This is a genomic window from Burkholderia sp. SR8, from assembly GCF_052851275.1.
This window is the reverse complement of record NZ_JAULUC010000003.1, coordinates 212,299-229,104: the sequence shown is the minus strand read 5'-3', so window position 1 is coordinate 229,104 and position 16,806 is coordinate 212,299. Positions and strand designations below refer to the sequence as shown.

Below are 16,806 nucleotides of genomic sequence, written 5' to 3'. Positions count from 1 at the left end.
ATTCTCCCATATACCGGAACTGCCTACACTGGCCCGGTCGTCCCCCAACCGGAGCATCGAATGGATCCGCACCGCCCCGCACTGACGCTGGAAGCCGTCCGGCACACGCTCGACGCCGCGCTCGCGCACGCCGCATCGCTGCAGGTCGCCGGCGTGTCGATCGCGATCGTCGACGCCGGCGCGAACCTGCTCGCGTTCATCCGCACCGACGACTGCTTGCTCGGCGCGATCGATCTCGCGCAACGCAAGGCGCTGACGGCCGTCCGCTTCCGCACGCCGACCGCCGCGCTCGGCGCGCTGTCCGGTGCAGGCCCGCTGCGCGGGATCGAACACAGCCACGGCGGGCTCGTCACGTTCGGCGGCGGCGAACCGCTCGTCGACGGCAACGGCCGCTGCGTCGGCGCGATCGGCGTATCGGGCGGCAGCGTCGAGCAGGACGATGCGATCGCCCGGCACGGCCGCGATCGCTTTCAAGCAACCTTTCCCACCTCGAGGTAAGCACATGGCACGCAAACGCATCCTCATCACCGGCGCGGGCAGCGGCTTCGGCCGCGAAGTCGCGCTGCGGCTCGCGCAACACGGTCACACCGTGACGGCCGGCGTGCGCACGACCGCCGAGATCGACGCACTGACGGACGACGCCGCGCAGCGCGGCACCGCATTGCGCGCGGTCAAGCTCGACGTGACGTCGGCCTACGATCGCGCGCGCGCCGCCGAATTCGACGTCGACGTGCTCGTGAACAACGCGGGCGTCGGCGAAGCCGGCGCGCTGGTCGACCTGCCGATCGAGATCGTGCGCGAGCTGTTCGACGTCAACGTGTTCGGGCCGCTCGAACTCACGCAGCAGATCGCGCGCGGAATGCTCGCGCGCAAGCACGGCAAGATCGTGTTCGTGTCGTCGATCGCGGGGTTGATCACCGGGCCGTTCACCGGCGCCTACTGCGCGTCGAAGCACGCGATCGAATCGGTCGCCGAGGCGATGCACGCGGAACTCGCGCCGCACGGCATCCGCGTCGCGGTCGTGAACCCCGGCCCGTACAGCACCGGCTTCAACGACCGGATGATGGAAACGCCGCGACGCTGGCGCGATCCGGCCGTCCATACGGTGACGCCCGAGCGGCTGATCTTCCCGCTCGAGCAGCACGATCCGGAGGAAATGATCGCGAAGATGGTCGACGTGATCGAACGCGACGGCGGTGCGTTCCGCAACCTGCTGCCGCAGTCGTCGGAAGCGTTCGTGCGCGCCGAGCAGGCGCGGGCTTGGGAGCGGCAGCAATAGAGCCGCAGCCGCGGTGGGCCGTGGCCGCTGCCCGCTACCCGTTGCCGGTGGGCGGTGAGCCGGTGCGAGGTGACCGATGGCCGGCGAACGCCAAGCCCCAGGCGGCGGCCCCGAAAGCCCCCGCCGTACTCGCCCTCAGTAGACGTCGCGCATGTAGCGGCGCGCCTTCGCCAGCCGCGCAACGTAGTCGTTCGCGGCTTCGTCCGACATCCCGCCGTGCTCGGCCACGACTGCCTTCAGCGCGGTGTCGACGTCCTTCGCCATCCGCGCGGCGTCGCCGCACACGTAGAAGTGCGCGCCCTCCTCGAGCCACTTGTAGAGTTCCGCGCCCTGCTCGCGCATCCGGTCCTGCACGTAGATCTTGTCGGCCTGGTCGCGCGAGAACGCGAGATCGAGCCGCGTGAGGAAGCCGCTGTCGCGCATCGCGGTGAGTTCGTCGCCGTAGTAGAAGTCGGTCTGCGCGTGCTGCTCGCCGAAGAACAGCCAGTTGCGCCCGCGCGCGCCGCGCGCCTGCCGCTCGTGCAGGAAGCCGCGGAACGGCGCGACACCGGTGCCCGGCCCGACCATCACGACCGGCACGTCGCCGTTCACCGGCGGCCGGAAATGCGCGGATTTCTGCACGAACACCGGCACGCGGCCGTCGTCCGCGCGATCGGCGAGGAACGTCGACGCAACGCCTTTGCGCGCGCGCCGGCCGTTGTGATAACGCACGGCCGACACCGTCAGGTGGATCTCGCCACGGTGCGCGCTCGGGCTCGATGCGATCGAATACAGGCGCGGCTGCAGCCGCTTCAGCATCCCGACCAGCTCCGTGCCCGACAGCTCGATCGGGAATTCGTGCAGCACGTCCGCGAGCTGTTGCCCCCACAACCATTGCTTCAGGTCGGCCTTGCGATCGTCGCCGAGCAGTGCCTTCAGCGCGCCGTTCGCGCTGCGCGATGCAATGAACGCGAGCGTGTCGGGATGCGGGCGCGTGATGTCGAAGTGGCGCGCGAGCGCATCGCCGAGGCGCACGTCGCCGATGCCCGCGATCGACACCGGCGCGTCGGCTTTCAGCGCGGTAACCGACAGCAACTCGTCGACCAGCTCCGGGCAGTTGGTCGGCCACACGCCAAGCGCGTCGCCGGCTTCGTATTCGAGATTTGCGCCTTCGGTCGACAGCGACACGTAGCGCGTGTCCTTCGCCGCGCCCGGGCGGTTCAGCCGCAGGTTCGCGACGAGCTTCGACGGCGCCGGATGCGCCTTGGTCGGCAGCAGCCCGGACGGGCTCAAGCCGGTGGACGGCACCGCGTGCAGCGCCGCATCCGCTTCCTTGATCCGCGCGACCACGCGTTCGAGCCACTGGTCGGCGTCGCGCTGGAATTCGACGTCGCAATCGACGCGCGCACACAACCGCGCCGCGCCGAGTTCGGCGAGCCGCGCATCGAGCCGGCGGCCGTGTCCGCAGAACTGGTCGTAGTTGCGGTCGCCGAACGCGAGCACCGCGAAGTGCACGCCGTCCAGGCGCGCGGCGCTGCCGGCCTGCAGCGCGTCCCAGAACTCGCTGCCGTTGTCGGGCGCATCGCCGTCGCCGAACGTGCTCGTCATCAGCAGCACGTACTGCGCGCCGGCCAGCGATGCTACGGAATAGTCGGACATGCACGCGGTGCGGATCTCGAAGCCCGCGTTCATCAGCTGCGTCGCGTAATCCTCGGTCAACGATTCGATGTTGCCCGTCTGCGATGCCCACAACAGCGTGACCTTCGGACGCGTGCGCACGATGCGCACGCCGCCGGGCGCCGCGGCCTCGGCCGGCAGCGCGGATACCGCGCCATCCGCGGCGGGCGCGGGCAGCGAGCGGCTGAACAGCCCCGCGAGCATGCCGTCGAGCCAGAACCGCACCGGCGGCGCGAGCGGCGCGCCGGCCGGCAGCACCGGCACGCTGCCTTCGCGGCGGCCGGCGCTCGCCTTCAGCCCGCTGACGAGGCCGGCCACGTACAGGCGCTCCGCGTCGGAGAGCGGCGGCGGCGCGAGGTCGGCCACGCCGAGCGCGGCCGCGAAAGTGTCGAGGTCTGCCATGTCGGTTTCCTGTGATGCCGCGCTCGGCACCGTTGCGGGCGCGGGCCGCGCGTCGGCAGCGGACGCATCGGGTCGCGCCGCGTCGTCGTCGGCAGACGCGAACGCGTCCGTGTCGACCCGCGTCAGTGCGACCGCGCAAAATTTCAGTTCGGGTTGCTGCGATTCCGGATCGATCGCATCGTTGGTGACCGCGTTGATGCACAGGTCGTCGCCGTACACGTCGTTCCAGTGCATCGGCGCGAAGCAGTTGCCGCGCTGCACGCGTTCCGTCACGACGGCCGGCAGCACCGCGCGGCCGCGTGCCGAGCGGACCTCGACGCTGTCTTTCGTCGCGATGCCGAGCGCGCTCGCATCGTCCGGATGCAGTTCGACGAACGGGCGCGGATTGAGCTTGTTCAGCACGCCGACCTTGCCCGTCTTCGTCATCGTGTGCCATTGATGCTGGAGCCGCCCGGTGTTCAGCACGATCGGGAACGTGTCGTCCGGCAGTTCGGCCGGCGCGACGTGCGGCCGCGCGAAGAAGCGCGCCTTGCCCGACGGCGTCGGGAACGCGAGCCGCGGCACGTCGCGCCCGTCGGCAGCCGCGCGCGGCGTCTGGCTCACGCCGTCGTTCAGGTAGCGGATCGGGTGCCGCTCGCGCGCGGTGCCCGGCGCGACCGGCCATTGCACCGGGCCGTCGCGCAGCGCCGCGTGGCTCGCGCCGCGCAGGTCGTAGCCGGTCGCCGGATTCGAAAAGCGCACGATCTCGTCGAACACGTCGGCCGCCGACGCATAGTCGAACGCGTCGCCGAAACCCATCGCGCGCGCGACTTCCGCGACGATGCGCCAGTCCGGCAGCGCATCGCCGGGCGGCGCGATCGCCGCGCGCATCAGCGTCATGTTGCGCTCGGAGTTGATCATCACGCCGTCGCCCTCGGCCCACAGCGCGCCGGGCAGCAGGATATCCGCGTAGCGGTTGGTCTCGGTGTCGAGGAACGCGTCCTGCGCGATCACGAGCTCCGCCGCCTGCAGCCCCGCGATCACGTTCTGCCGGTTCGGCACGGTCGCGACCGGGTTCGTGCAGACGATCCAGCACGCCTTGATGTCGCCGGCCGCCATCCGTCCGAACAGGTCGATCGTGCCGTTGCCGGTTTCCTTGCGCAGCGTGCCGGCCGGCACGCGCCACAGGTTCTCCACGAAGCGCCGGTCGTCGTCCGAGGCCACCGAGCGCTGGCCCGGCAGGCCGGCGCCCATGTAGCCCATCTCGCGCCCGCCCATCGCGTTCGGCTGGCCGGTCAGCGAGAACGGCCCGCTGCCGGTGCGGCAGATCTTGCCGGTCGCGAGATGCAGGTTGCAGATCGCGTTGGTGTTCCACACGCCGTGCGTGCTCTGGTTGAGCCCCATCGTCCAGCAGCTCATCCACTCCTGCGCATCGCCGATCCATTGCGCGGCCGTGCGGAGGTCGGCTTGCGCGAGCCCCGTGATCTCGGCGACGTGCTCGGGCGTGTAGTCGGCGAGGAACGCCGGCATCGCGTCCCAGCCCTCGGTGTACGCGTCGATGAACGCGGCATCCGTGCGCCCGTTCGCGTGCAGCAGGTGCAAGAGCCCGTTGGTCAGCGCGAGGTCGGTGCCCGGACGGATCTGCAGGAACAGGTCGGCCTTGTCGGCAGTGCCGGTGCGGCGCGGGTCGACGACGATCAGCTTCGCACCGGCCTTCACGCGATCCATCATCCGCAGGAACAGGATCGGGTGGCAGTCGGCCATGTTCGCGCCGATCACGAAGAACAGGTTCGCGCGGTCGAAATCCTGATACGACCCGGGCGGCCCGTCCGCGCCGAGCGACTGCTTGTAGCCGGTGCTCGCGCTCGCCATGCACAGCCGCGAATTCGACTCGATGTTGTTGGTGCCGACGAAGCCCTTCGCGAGCTTGTTCACGAGGTATTGCGCCTCGATCGACATCTGCCCCGACACGTAGAACGACAGCGCATCGGGCCCGTGCGTGTCCAGCACCGCGCGCAGCCGCCGCGCCGTCTCCGCGATCGCGTCGCGGGCCGGCAGCGGCACGAGGTCGTCCTCGCGTGCGCGCCGCACGAACGCGCGGTCGAGCCGGCCCGAGCGGCGCAGCGCGACGTGCGCGGACGAGCCCTTCGTGCACAGCCGCCCGAAGTTCGTCGGATGGTCGGAGTCGCCGGACACCTTGACGACCTCGCCATCCTCGACGTGCAGCACCATCCCGCAGCCGACGCCGCAGTACGGGCACACACTTTTGACGGGGGTGGCGGTCATGCGCGTTCCTCGACGGTCAGGCGGCGATCCACACGAAACCGTCCTCGACCCGCGACGGATACGCGCTCACCGATTGCTCGGGCGATTCGAGGCATTCGCCGGTCCGCAGGTCGAAATGCTGCTTGTACAGCGGCGACGCGACGACGACGCGCTCGCCGAGGCTGCCGATCAGTCCGCGCGACATCACGGCCGCCTGCGACACCGGATCGACGTTGTCGATCGCGAACACGCCGCCTTCGGCATGCGCGACATGAAACACGGCGACCTGCTCGCCGTTGACGAGCGCGCACACGCCGGTGTTCGGCACGATGTCGTCGAGCGGGCACACGCGGGTCCAGGACAGGGGAAGACGATCGTTCATGATGGGCTCCTTGGAAAAGACGCTGGTGTCGGTCAGGGTCAGACGGTTGCGGGTTCGGCGACGACCGGAATCGCCACGGGCTTGCCGCCCACGCGCTCGTCGGGCGTCGCGGGACGGATCTGCCCGCGGGTCTCGACGAACGCGATGGTCGTGTCGGGCGCGTCGCTGTTCACGAAGTGGCGGAAGCGCTTGCGCGTTTCCGGATCGGTGACGGCCTTCTTCCACTCGCATTCGTACGTGTCGACCACGTGCTGCATGTCGGCCTCGAGTTCGGCCGCGATCCCGAGCTTGTCGTGCACGACGACGTCGGTCAGGTAGTCGAGCCCGCCTTCGAGGTTGTCGCGCCACACGCTGGTGCGCTGCAGCCGGTCGGCCGTGCGCACGTAGAACATCAGGAAGCGGTCGATGTAGCGGATCAGCGTGTCGCGGTCGAGGTCGGATGCGATCAGTTCCGCGTGGCGCGGCTTCATCCCGCCGTTGCCGCACACGTACAGGTTCCAGCCCTTCTCGGTCGCGATGATGCCGACGTCCTTGCCTTGCGCTTCCGCGCACTCGCGCGTGCAGCCCGACACGCCGAACTTGATCTTGTGCGGCGCGCGCAGGCCCTTGTAGCGGTTCTCGATGTCGATCGCGAGGCCGACCGAATCGTCGACGCCGTAGCGGCACCACGTCGAGCCGACGCACGACTTCACGGTGCGCACCGACTTGCCGTACGCGTGGCCCGATTCGAAGCCGGCCGCGATCAGCTCTTCCCAGATCGCCGGCAGTTGCTCGACGCGCGCGCCGAACAGGTCGACGCGCTGGCCGCCGGTGATCTTCGTGTAGAGGCCGTACTTCTTCGCGACCTGGCCGACCGAGATCAGCCCTTCCGGCGTCACCTCGCCGCCCGGCATCCGCGGCACGACCGAATACGTGCCGTCGCGCTGGATGTTCGCGAGGTAGTAGTCGTTCGAGTCCTGCAGCCCCGCATGCTCCTTCTTCAGCACGAACTCGTTGAAGCACGACGCGAGGATCCCGGCGACGGCCGGCTTGCACACGTCGCAGCCGAGGCCTCGGCCGTGCTTGTGCAGCAGTTCGTCGAAGGTCGTGATGCGCTCGACGCGGATCAGGTGGAACAGCTCCTGGCGCGAATGCGGGAAGTGTTCGCACAGATGATTGTTGACCGCGAGGCCCTGCTTCTTCATCTCGGCCTTCATGATCTGCGTGACGAGCGGCACGCAGCCGCCGCACGACGTGCCCGCGCCCGTGCACGACTTCAGTGCGCCGAGGCTCGTCGCGCCGTCGGCCACCGCCGCGCAGATCTGCGACTTCGACACGTTGTTGCACGAGCAGATCTGCGCGCCTTCCGGCAGCGCGTCGACGCCGATCGCGGGCTTCGCCGCGCCGTCCGACGACGGCAGGATCAGGAATTCCGGCGACTCGGGCAGCTCGATGCGATTCAGCATCATCTGCAGCAGCGTGCCGTATTCGGTTGCGTCGCCGACCATCACCGCGCCGTGCAGGAACTTGCCGCAGTCCGACACGACCAGCTTCTTGTAGACCTGGCGCCGCTCGTCCGCGTACTGGTACGTGCGGCTGCCGGCCGTCGCGCCGTGCGCGTCGCCGATGCTCGCGACGTCGACGCCCATCAGCTTCAGCTTGGTGCTCATGTCGGCGCCGGCGAACGCGGCGGCCGCCGCTTCGTCGGCATCGCCCGCGAGCTGCTTCGCGACCACGCGCGCCATGTCGTAGCCCGGCGCGACGAGGCCGTACACCATGCCGTTCCACGCCGCGCATTCGCCGATCGCATAGATGTCGGCATCGCTCGTGCGGCATGCGTCGTCGATCGCGACGCCGCCGCGCGGGCCGATGTCGAGGCCGCATGCGCGGGCCAGTTCGTCGCGCGCGCGGATGCCGGCCGAGAACACGATCATGTCGGCGTCGAGGTGCGAGCCGTCGGCGAACGCCATCCGGTGCACGCCGTCTTCGCCGTCGGCGATCTCGAGCGTGTTCTTGCCCGTATGCACGGTCACGCCGAGCGCTTCGATCTTCGCGCGCAGCATCCGGCCGCCGCCGTCGTCGACCTGCACGGCCATCAGCCGCGGCGCGAATTCGACCACGTGCGTATCGAGCCCCATGTCGCGCAGCGCCTTCGCGCACTCGAGACCGAGCAGCCCGCCGCCGACCACCACGCCGCGCTTCGCACGTGCGCCTGCCGCCTGCATCGCTTCGAGATCCTCGATGGTCCGGTACACGAAGCAGCCTGCGCGGTCGTGGCCCGGCATCGGCGGCACGAACGGGCGCGAGCCGGTCGCGAGCACCAGCTTGTCGTACGCGAGCGTCTCGCCGGACGCGAGCGTGACCGTGTGCGCGGCGCGGTCGATCGATGCGACCTGCGCGTTCAGGCGCAGATCGAACTGCGGATGCCGTTCGAAGAAGCCCGGCTCGACGAGCGACAGGTCGTCCGCCGACTTGCCCGCGAAGAATTCCGACAGGTGCACGCGGTCGTAGGCCGGGCGCGGCTCCTCGCCGAGCACCGTGACCTGCAGCGTCTCCGCCGTGCCGACTTGCGCCGCGACGCATTCAAGGAGCTTGTGGCCGACCATCCCGTGGCCGATGACGATGAGTTTCATGGTGAGGTTCCTTCGGTCGATCAGTTCGCGGCGTTCGCGGCAGCCAGCGCGCGATCGCGCAGCTCGGCCTCGCGTGCCTTGTGTTCTTCGCTGAAGCGCACGGCCATCGCGCACAGTGCGGTCGCGGTGACGACCAGGCCGAGCACGCTGAGCGTGTACTGCACGTCGCCGAGGCCCTTCAGCAGGAACGCCGCGGCCACCGCGCCGACGTTGCCGCCCGCGCCGACGATCCCCGCGACGCCGCCGAGCGCCTTGCGGTCGATGAACGGCACGAGCGCGTAGGTCGCGCCGCAGGCCATGTGCGTGAAGAGGCCGAACGTCAGCATCGCGACGAGCGCCATGCCGATGCCTTGCGCATGCGAGAACCAGATGAGCCCGAGCCCTTCGCCGACGATCAGCGCGCACAGCAGCATCGCGCGCACGTCGAGACTGCGCCGCGCGGCGACCTTGTCGGACAGCCAGCCGCCGAGCGCGCGGGCGAACAGCGCGAGCAGGCCGAACAGCCCGACCGCGAAGCCGGCATCCTTCAGCGACAGCTTGAAGTGGTCGACGTAGTACAGCGCGGCGATGTTGTGGATGAAGACCTCGACGCCGAAGCACGCGCCGTACGTGACGAACAGCATCCACACGCGATAGTTGCCGCATGCGGTGAAGAAGCTCGCCCAGCCGCCCTTCTTGCCGCTGTCGACCGTCACGCCCTGCTTGCGCAGCGCGACGAAGTCGCCTTGCGGGCAGTCCTGCGTGAAGCGCCAGTACGCCCACGCCATCGCGAGCATCGCGACGCCCGGCACGATCAGCGCGATGCGCCACGATGCGTCGTCGCCGAAGCCGAGCATCACGCCGGCGGCAACGAGCAGCGGCATCATCGCCTGCGTCGCGCCCGCGCCCGCGTTACCCCAGCCGGCCGACGTCGCGTTCGCGGTGCCGACGACGTTCGGCGCGAACATCACCGACGTGTGGTACTGCGTGATCACGAAGCCCGCGCCGATCGCGCCGATGCCGAGGCGGCAGATCAGGAACGACAGGTAGTCGTGCGTGAACGACACGGCGAACACGGGAATCGCGCCGACCAGCAGCAGGCACGCATAGACGCGGCGCGGGCCGAAGCGGTCGCACATCGGGCCGACCAGCAGCCGCACGGCGATCGTCGCGGCCACCGCGGCGATGTTGATGTTCGCGACCTGCGCCGCGGTGAGATGGAATTCGCGCGAAATCAGCGGCATCAGCGGCGCGCACGCGAACCACGCGAAGAAGCACACGAAGAATGCCATCCACGTCATGTGGAACGCGCGCATCGGCGCGGTGCGGAAGCTGAAGAGATCGATACGGGTTGCTTTGTCGGTCATGTCATCCGCCAAACGAAAAACGGCGTCCTGCGCACCCGGTCTCGTCGAGAGACCCGATGCGTAGGACGCCGTTGCCCATGAAGCCCGTTGCCGGGCACGTCGGTATTCGGTACTGCGGACGGATCGCCGTTGACCCGTCCGAACGAGCTAATGCAAGCACCGTGCCATGTCGACGCAAATCGCTCGGAGAACCCCGCCGCACAAGGCCCGCCGTCGAACGACCGCGCCGGCGAGGTGCGCGCGCTGCCACGCGTCGGAATGCAGCGAGGCACAGATGTGGTGCGCTGCAGCACTGTCGCCGTGCGACATCGCGGTGCGCGCCGACGGGGCGCGATGCACGCCGATGCGGCATCGCGTGCGCCGCGGCCTGCCGGCTGCATGCGCATTTGCGGCCGACGCGCCGCTCGCACGGCCCGTGGCGCGCCGCGCGCTCACGGTTCGCGCAAGTTGGCCCGGATATTGCTGAATCTGCTGCATACACCGGCAACGGCGCCGGTGGGCAGTCCCCCTCGATGCAGGCCCGCCGTCGCAGGCGGGCGCAGCAAACCCGGACAACGACGTCCGCCCGTGCACGCACGGCCGGATGCCGCGGTCGCCTCGACCGCCCGCCAGCGCCGCGCAACGACACGCAATCGACCGCCGCACGCACGCGGCACTGGAACACGACATGACGACAGGCAAAGTCACGCTGCTGGGCGCCGGCCCCGGCGATCCCGATCTCCTCACGCTGAAGGCCGTGAAGGCACTGGCGGCCGCCGACGTGCTGCTGCTCGACGACCTCGTCGCGCCCGGCATCGTCGAACTCGCACCGCAGGCGCGCGTGATCCGCGTCGGCAAGCGCGGCGGCTGCCGCTCGACGCCGCAGGCGTTCATCGAGAAACTGATGCGCCGCTACGCGTTGCGCGGCGCGCACGTCGTGCGCGTGAAAGGCGGCGACGCGCTGCTGTTCGGCCGCGCCGGCGAAGAACTCGCGACGCTGCGCGCGGCCGCGATTCCGGTCGACATCGTCAACGGCATCTCGTCGGGCTTCGCGGCCGCCGCGAGCCTCGGCATCTCGCTCACGCATCGCGAGCACTGCCAGGGCGTCACGTTCGTGACCGCGCACCGCCAGGATCACGGCGAGCCCGACTGGGCCGCGCTCGCGGCGACCGGCACCACGCTCGCGATCTACATGGGCATGAGCCGCGTCGACAGCATCGCGGCCGGCCTGCTCGCCGCGCTGCCCGCGTCGACGCCCGCTGCCGCCGTGCAATGGGCCGGCACGCCGCACGAGCGCCGCTGGACCGGCACGCTCGGCGGCCTCGCGCATGGCGTCGCGGCAGCCGGGCTCGGCAGCCCGGCCGTGATGCTCGTCGGCGGAGCGATCGGCGAAGCGTCCGTGCAAGGGACCGATGCCGCCGGCGACGCGATGCTGTCCCGGGCCGCGTAATGCGGCACGTCATGCGCGATGCAATGCGCGACGCCAAGTCATGCCTTTCGCAGGCCCTTTCCGTTCACCGCAGTCGCGCCCGCGCGCGCTGCGGGGGCGCCGGACGCGATGTTCCGCCTGCGCGGGCATCGGTCCGCACCCCGCCGACATCGTTCAACCGTTGCATCGAAGCCAGTCCGTCCCCGTTCGCGTCATGAGTTCGTCCGCCCCGCCCGCACGCCTGCGCGTGCTGCTCGTCACCGATACCGACAAGCCGATCGGCGAACTCGGCGACGCGCTCGCGCGCCTCGGCTACGAGATGCTGAACGACGTCGCGACGCCCGCGCGGCTGCCGGCCGCCGTCGAGGAGCAGCGCCCCGACGTCGTGATCATCGATACCGATTCGCCGTCGCGCGACACGCTTGAGCAGCTGGCCGTGATGCATGCGACCGCGCCGCGCCCCGTGGTGATGTTCAGCCACGATGCCGATCAGGCGCTGATTCACGCGGCGGTCGGCGCGGGCGTCAGCGCATATCTCGTCGAAGGTCTGTCGGCCGAGCGTCTCGCGCCGATCCTCGAAGTCGCGCTCGCGCGCTTCTCGCACGACGATGCACTGCGCCGCCGGCTCGCCGACGTCGAGCGCGAGCTCGCCGAACGCAAGCTGATCGATCGCGCGAAGCGCCTGCTGATGGACCAGCGCCGCCTGTCCGAACACGATGCGTATGCGCTGCTGCGCAAGCGTGCGATGGATCAGGGGCTGCGCATCGTCGACGTCGCGCGGCAACTGCTCGACGCGCCACCTCATTGATCGCCATGAACATTTCATCTCCCGCCGCGCCGGAACGCGCGCATCTTCGCCTCGGCTTCGTCGCGCTGAGCGACGCGGCGCCGCTGATCGTCGCGCAGCGGCTGAACCTCGGCGCGCGCCACGGGCTGACGCTGCAGTTGAGCCGCCAGCCGTCGTGGGCCGCCGTGCGCGACAAGCTGCTGACCGGCGAGCTCGACGCCGCGCACGCGCTGTACGGGCTCGTGTGCGGATTGCAGCTCGGCATCGGCGGCCCGCAGGCCGACATGGCCGCGCTGATGGTGCTGAACCGAAACGGCCAGGCGATCACGTTCGCGCGCGGCCTCGCCGACGCATACCGCGCGAGCGGCGACGTGCGCGCGGCGTTGGCGACGCTCGGCCGCAAGCCGCTGCTCGCGCAGACCTTTCCGACCGGCACGCACGCGATGTGGCTGAACTACTGGCTCGCGTCGCACGGCATCGATCCGCTGCGCGACGTGCGCAGCGTCGTGATCCCGCCGCCCGAGATGGTCGCGGCGCTCGCGAGCGGCGAGCTCGACGGCTTCTGCGCGGGCGAGCCGTGGCACGCGGTGGCCGACGCATGCGGCGCGGGCCGCACCGTCGCCGTCACCAGCGAGATCTGGCCCGATCATCCGGAGAAGGTGCTCGCGACGCGGCGCGAGTTCGTCGCGCTGTATCCGGCCGCCGCCCGCGCGCTGATCCGCACGCTCGTCGATGCCTGTGCGTGGCTCGACGATCCCGCGCACCGTCGCGACGCGGCGGGCTGGCTCGCGTCGCCCGATGCGCTCGGCGTGCCGGCCCGGCTGATCGCGCCGCGCCTGCTCGGCGATTACGGCGCGGGGCCGTTCGCGCAGCCGCCGCTGCCGATCCGCTTCCACGACGGCGGCGCCGTGAACCGGCCCGATCCGCGCGACGGCCAGTGGTTCCTGTCGCAGTACCGGCGCTGGGGCATGCTCGACGGCTCGCACGACGACGCAGCAATTGCCGCGGCGATCGCGCAGACGGCGTTGTATGATGCTGCGGTCGCCGCAGGCGGTGCAGCGGCCGCGTGATCCCGACCCGGGATGCCGGGGCGGCCGCGCAGCGCCATCTTGCGCGCTGCGGAGGGCCTGACGCGACGTGGCGCCCCGCACCGGCGCGCCGCGCCGCATGGATGCCGTTGCGTCCGTGCGGCCATTCCGTCCCCGTTCAGAATCGATGCCGAAACGACCGCGCACGCCGCTCGACGTGCTGCTCACCGAAATCCGCGCGTGCCGCGCATGCGAAGCCGACCTGCCGCTCGGCCCGCGCCCCGTCGTGCGCGCGCATCGCGACGCGCGCATCCTGATCGTCGGACAGGCGCCCGGCGCGCGCGTCCACGCGAGCGGCATCCCGTGGGACGACGCGAGCGGCAAGCGGCTGCGCGACTGGCTCGGCGTCGACGCCGACACGTTCTACGACGAGACGCGCTTCGCGATCGTGCCGATGGGCTTCTGCTACCCGGGCCGCGGCGCGAGCGGCGACAACCCGCCGCGGCCCGAATGCGCACCACTGTGGAGCGCGCGGCTGCTCGCCGAACTGCCGTCGATCCGGCTGACGCTGTTGATCGGCCAGTACGCGCAGCGGTACTTCCTGCGCGACACGCGCAAGGCCACGCTGACCGACACCGTCGAGGCGTGGCGCGACTACGGCCCCGGCGTGCTGCCGCTGCCGCATCCGTCGCCGCGCAACCAGGCGTGGTTCAAGCATCATCCGTGGTTCGACGCCGAGATCGTGCCCGAACTGCGCCGGCGCGTCGCGCCGCTGGTCGCCCGCTGACCAAGGCGAGCGCCCCACTCCGTACCCGAATGACTCAGAACGACATCGATTTCTCCTGCACCGGCTGCGGCCGATGCTGCCATGACCTGCGCATTCCGCTGACCGTCGCCGAGGCGATCGCTTGGCTGCAGCGCGGCGGCCACGTCGAGCTGCTGTGCGACGCGATGCCGTGGCCCGTCGAGCCCGCGCCCGACGACGCATTCGCCGCGTACAAGCGCGCGCGTTCGTCGCCGGCGCTCAGCGGCTCGCTGCCGATCCGCGTCACCGTACTGCTCACCGCATCCCATGCCGGCCCGTGCCCGAACCTGCTCGACGACCTGCGCTGCAGGATCTACGACGAACGGCCGCTGGTGTGCCGCGTCTATCCGGCCGAAGTGAATCCGTTCGTGCCGCTGACGCCGGACGGCAAGCAGTGCCCGTCCGACGCGTGGCAGCACACCCCGCTCACGCGCGGCGGCACGATCGTCGATGCGCTCACGCGGGAGAACATTGCGCGCGCCCGAGCTGCGAGCGAGGCCGAGACGCCGTTGCGCATGCGACTTGCCGCGGCGCTCCGAATCGATATGGCGGCCGTCGCGAACGAAGGCTTCGCGATTCATGCGCCACGAGCCGACGCGTTGCTGGCCGCGCTGCACGCACTCGGCGATGCGCGCGACGCGACGGCGGCCGGCGAATCCGCGCCGATCGCATGGACGCTGCTGACGAATCGCACCGCGACCGACGACACGCTCCGATCGGTCGGCGCGTTCAGCCGGGTCGCGACCGACGACGCCGGCGCGCGCTGCCGCTATCTGGGTTTCCATCCGGCCGCCTGATTCCGCGGCCGGCGCGCCGCGCGCACCGCGCCGTCCTCGCTCGGTTGCCGCGCGCCCGGCGACCGCGGATCGCCCGTCGGATTCCGGCCGCGCGCGGTTCGCTGTACCATCGCGGCTCAACCGCGTCACGACCAGCAGAATCCTCCATGCCCTCCACCGCCCCGCCGCGCCTGTACGGGATGCCCGAACGCAGCGACCGGCTCGACTTCTACATTCGCGACCAGGCGTCGCGTCACGCGATTACCGAGCCGCACCGGCACGCGTATTTCCAGATCCAGTTCAACCTCGGCGGCGACACCGAGCAGCGGATCGGCGGCGTCACGCGGCCGTTTCCGCGCGGCGCGCTCGCGTTCGTGCTGCCGCATCGCGAGCATCTGATTCCGCATCCGGCAGGCGCGCACTTCATCGTGATCAACTTCAGCCAGGCGTTCCTGCGCGCCGATCTCGACGTCGATCCGCTCGATCTCGAGGATGTGCCCGCGCACCGCTTTCCGGAGCTGACGCCGTTCCGCTTCCAGGAGCATCTCGACTTCATCCTGACCGGCGACGCGTTCGACGAGGCGCGCCGCCTCGCGCTGTGCATGCTCGACGCCGACCGCGTGCGCACCTTCGGCTCGACCACGCTGCTGCGCGGCTACCTGCTGCAGTTGATCGGGCTCGTCTGCACGCAGTACGCCGGCGCACTCGACAAGCTCGCGCAGCGCGGCGCCCAGCGCGCGGGCCGGCGCGACGCGCTCGCGCGCGTGCTGCGCCACGTGCGCGCGAACCTGACCCGCGAGGACCTGACGCTCGCGGCCACCGCCGAGGCGGCCTTCCTGTCGCCGAACTACCTCGCGCACCTGGTGCGCAAGGAAACCGGAAGCACCTTCACCGATCTCGTGACCGAGCGCCGGATCGCGCTCGCACAGTCGCTGCTCGCGCATACGAGCCGGCGCATCGCGGACATCGCGCGCTCGGTCGGCTTCCGCGACGAAGGGTATTTCGCGCGGCGCTTCCGCGCGCGGGTCGGCGTGTCGCCGAAGGCGTACCGCGATGCCAACGCCGCGCTGCCGGACACCGCGGAAACGCCGGCGGCCGGCGACGCGTAGTTTTGTCCGGTTAAAGCGCAGTTGCGTCGCATCCCGGCCGGCCAGCGTCGGGTATCGTTCCATCCATGCCGGCCCGCGGTCCGTTGCGCGGGCACCGGCATCCATCTTCCTGTCGAACGAGGCCTTCCGATGTCCGCATACGTCATCGACGCTTCCGAGCGTCCTTCCGTCGAAGTCGAACAGTCGTCCGCGCGCTTTCCGGTGCGCCGCGTGTTCTGCGTCGGCCGCAACTACGCCGATCACGCGCGCGAAATGGGCGCCGATCCCGACCGCGAACCGCCGTTCTTCTTCACGAAGCCGGCCGACGCGATCGTGCCGGCCGGCGGCACCGTCCCGTATCCGCCGCTGACCGGCGACCTCCATCATGAAATCGAGCTGGTCGTCGCGATCGGCAAGGACGGCCGGTCGATCGACCCGGCCGATGCGCTCGCGCACGTGTGGGGCTACGGCGTCGGCGTCGATCTCACGCGCCGCGACCTGCAGGCCGAAGCGAAGAAACTGAGCCGCCCGTGGGACTGGGCGAAGGGCTTCGATGCGTCGGGCCCCGTGACCGCGCTGCGCGCGGCGAGCGCGACCGGCCATCCGGCAAGCGGCCGAATCTGGCTCGCGGTGAACGGCGAAACGCGCCAGCAAGGCGATCTCGCCGACATGATCTGGCCCGTGCCGGACGTGATCGCGTACGTGTCGCGCTCGGTCGAGCTGAAGGCAGGCGACCTGATCTTCACCGGCACGCCGGCCGGCGTCGGCGCGCTGCAGCCGGGCGATCGGGTGACGGGCGGCGTCGACGGCGTCGCGGCGTTCGAGTTCGTGGTGGGGGCGAAGCCGTAAGGATCGTGCACGCGCACGCGACGGGCGGGTCGTTCATCGGGCGGTCGTCGTGTCGTGTCGACTACTGTCGAGTGTGGACGGCGCCGCCGCGTTCGAGTTCGCGGTGGGAGCGAAGCCGCAAGGATCGAGCACGTGCACGCGAGG

At 70.4% G+C, this 16,806-nt stretch carries 13 protein-coding genes; 9 read left to right on the top strand and 4 right to left on the bottom strand.

The window, feature by feature from the left end; genetic code table 11:
• Positions 1-60: 60 nt before the first annotated feature.
• Positions 61-498, top strand: coding sequence for a GlcG/HbpS family heme-binding protein (locus Q3A80_RS05210; protein ID WP_446328001.1), 438 nt, complete (start codon positions 61-63; stop codon positions 496-498).
• 4 nt (positions 499-502) lie between these two features.
• Entirely contained in the window at positions 503-1,279 is a 777-nt protein-coding gene (locus Q3A80_RS05205) for an SDR family oxidoreductase (protein ID WP_446328000.1), read from the top strand.
• A 135-nt stretch (positions 1,280-1,414) separates the two neighbouring features.
• Here Q3A80_RS05205 and Q3A80_RS05200 read toward each other — a convergent pair whose 3' ends face one another.
• Genes Q3A80_RS05200 through Q3A80_RS05185 form a run of 4 tightly spaced genes read right to left on the bottom strand, consistent with a single transcriptional unit; the run spans position 1,415 to position 9,921 of the window.
• A complete protein-coding gene (locus tag Q3A80_RS05200) occupies positions 1,415-5,602 on the bottom strand; it encodes a molybdopterin-dependent oxidoreductase (protein ID WP_446327999.1) in 4,188 nt (1,395 codons plus the stop codon).
• A gap of 16 nt (positions 5,603-5,618) precedes the next feature.
• Positions 5,619-5,963, bottom strand: coding sequence for a nitrite reductase small subunit NirD (gene nirD / locus Q3A80_RS05195; protein ID WP_446327998.1), 345 nt, complete (start codon positions 5,961-5,963; stop codon positions 5,619-5,621).
• 38 nt (positions 5,964-6,001) lie between these two features.
• On the bottom strand, positions 6,002-8,575 hold the full coding sequence (gene nirB, locus Q3A80_RS05190; protein WP_446327997.1) for a nitrite reductase large subunit NirB: 2,574 nt from the start codon (positions 8,573-8,575) through the stop codon (positions 6,002-6,004).
• Positions 8,576-8,595: 20 nt separating this feature from the next.
• Complete coding sequence (locus Q3A80_RS05185) at positions 8,596-9,921, bottom strand: MFS transporter (RefSeq protein WP_446327996.1); 1,326 nt, start codon at positions 9,919-9,921, stop codon at positions 8,596-8,598.
• Positions 9,922-10,588: 667 nt separating this feature from the next.
• Here Q3A80_RS05185 and cobA point away from each other — a divergent pair.
• The 7 genes from cobA (at position 10,589) to Q3A80_RS05150 (ending at position 16,662) form a co-directional block, all read left to right on the top strand.
• On the top strand, positions 10,589-11,350 hold the full coding sequence (gene cobA / locus Q3A80_RS05180) for a uroporphyrinogen-III C-methyltransferase (protein ID WP_446327995.1): 762 nt from the start codon (positions 10,589-10,591) through the stop codon (positions 11,348-11,350).
• A gap of 193 nt (positions 11,351-11,543) precedes the next feature.
• Positions 11,544-12,137, top strand: a complete 594-nt coding sequence (locus Q3A80_RS05175) for an ANTAR domain-containing response regulator (RefSeq protein ID WP_446327994.1) — start codon at positions 11,544-11,546, stop codon at positions 12,135-12,137.
• A gap of 5 nt (positions 12,138-12,142) precedes the next feature.
• Positions 12,143-13,186, top strand: a complete 1,044-nt coding sequence (locus Q3A80_RS05170; RefSeq protein ID WP_446327993.1) for a CmpA/NrtA family ABC transporter substrate-binding protein — start codon at positions 12,143-12,145, stop codon at positions 13,184-13,186.
• 145 nt (positions 13,187-13,331) lie between these two features.
• Positions 13,332-13,931 (top strand): uracil-DNA glycosylase family protein, encoded by a 600-nt coding sequence (locus Q3A80_RS05165; protein WP_446327992.1) that lies wholly within the window; start codon positions 13,332-13,334, stop codon positions 13,929-13,931.
• 29 nt (positions 13,932-13,960) lie between these two features.
• On the top strand, positions 13,961-14,746 hold the full coding sequence (locus Q3A80_RS05160) for a YkgJ family cysteine cluster protein (RefSeq protein WP_446327991.1): 786 nt from the start codon (positions 13,961-13,963) through the stop codon (positions 14,744-14,746).
• A gap of 146 nt (positions 14,747-14,892) precedes the next feature.
• Positions 14,893-15,834 (top strand): helix-turn-helix transcriptional regulator, encoded by a 942-nt coding sequence (locus Q3A80_RS05155; RefSeq protein WP_446327990.1) that lies wholly within the window; start codon positions 14,893-14,895, stop codon positions 15,832-15,834.
• 129 nt (positions 15,835-15,963) lie between these two features.
• Entirely contained in the window at positions 15,964-16,662 is a 699-nt protein-coding gene (locus Q3A80_RS05150) for a fumarylacetoacetate hydrolase family protein (protein WP_446327989.1), read from the top strand.
• Positions 16,663-16,806 lie beyond the last annotated feature (144 nt).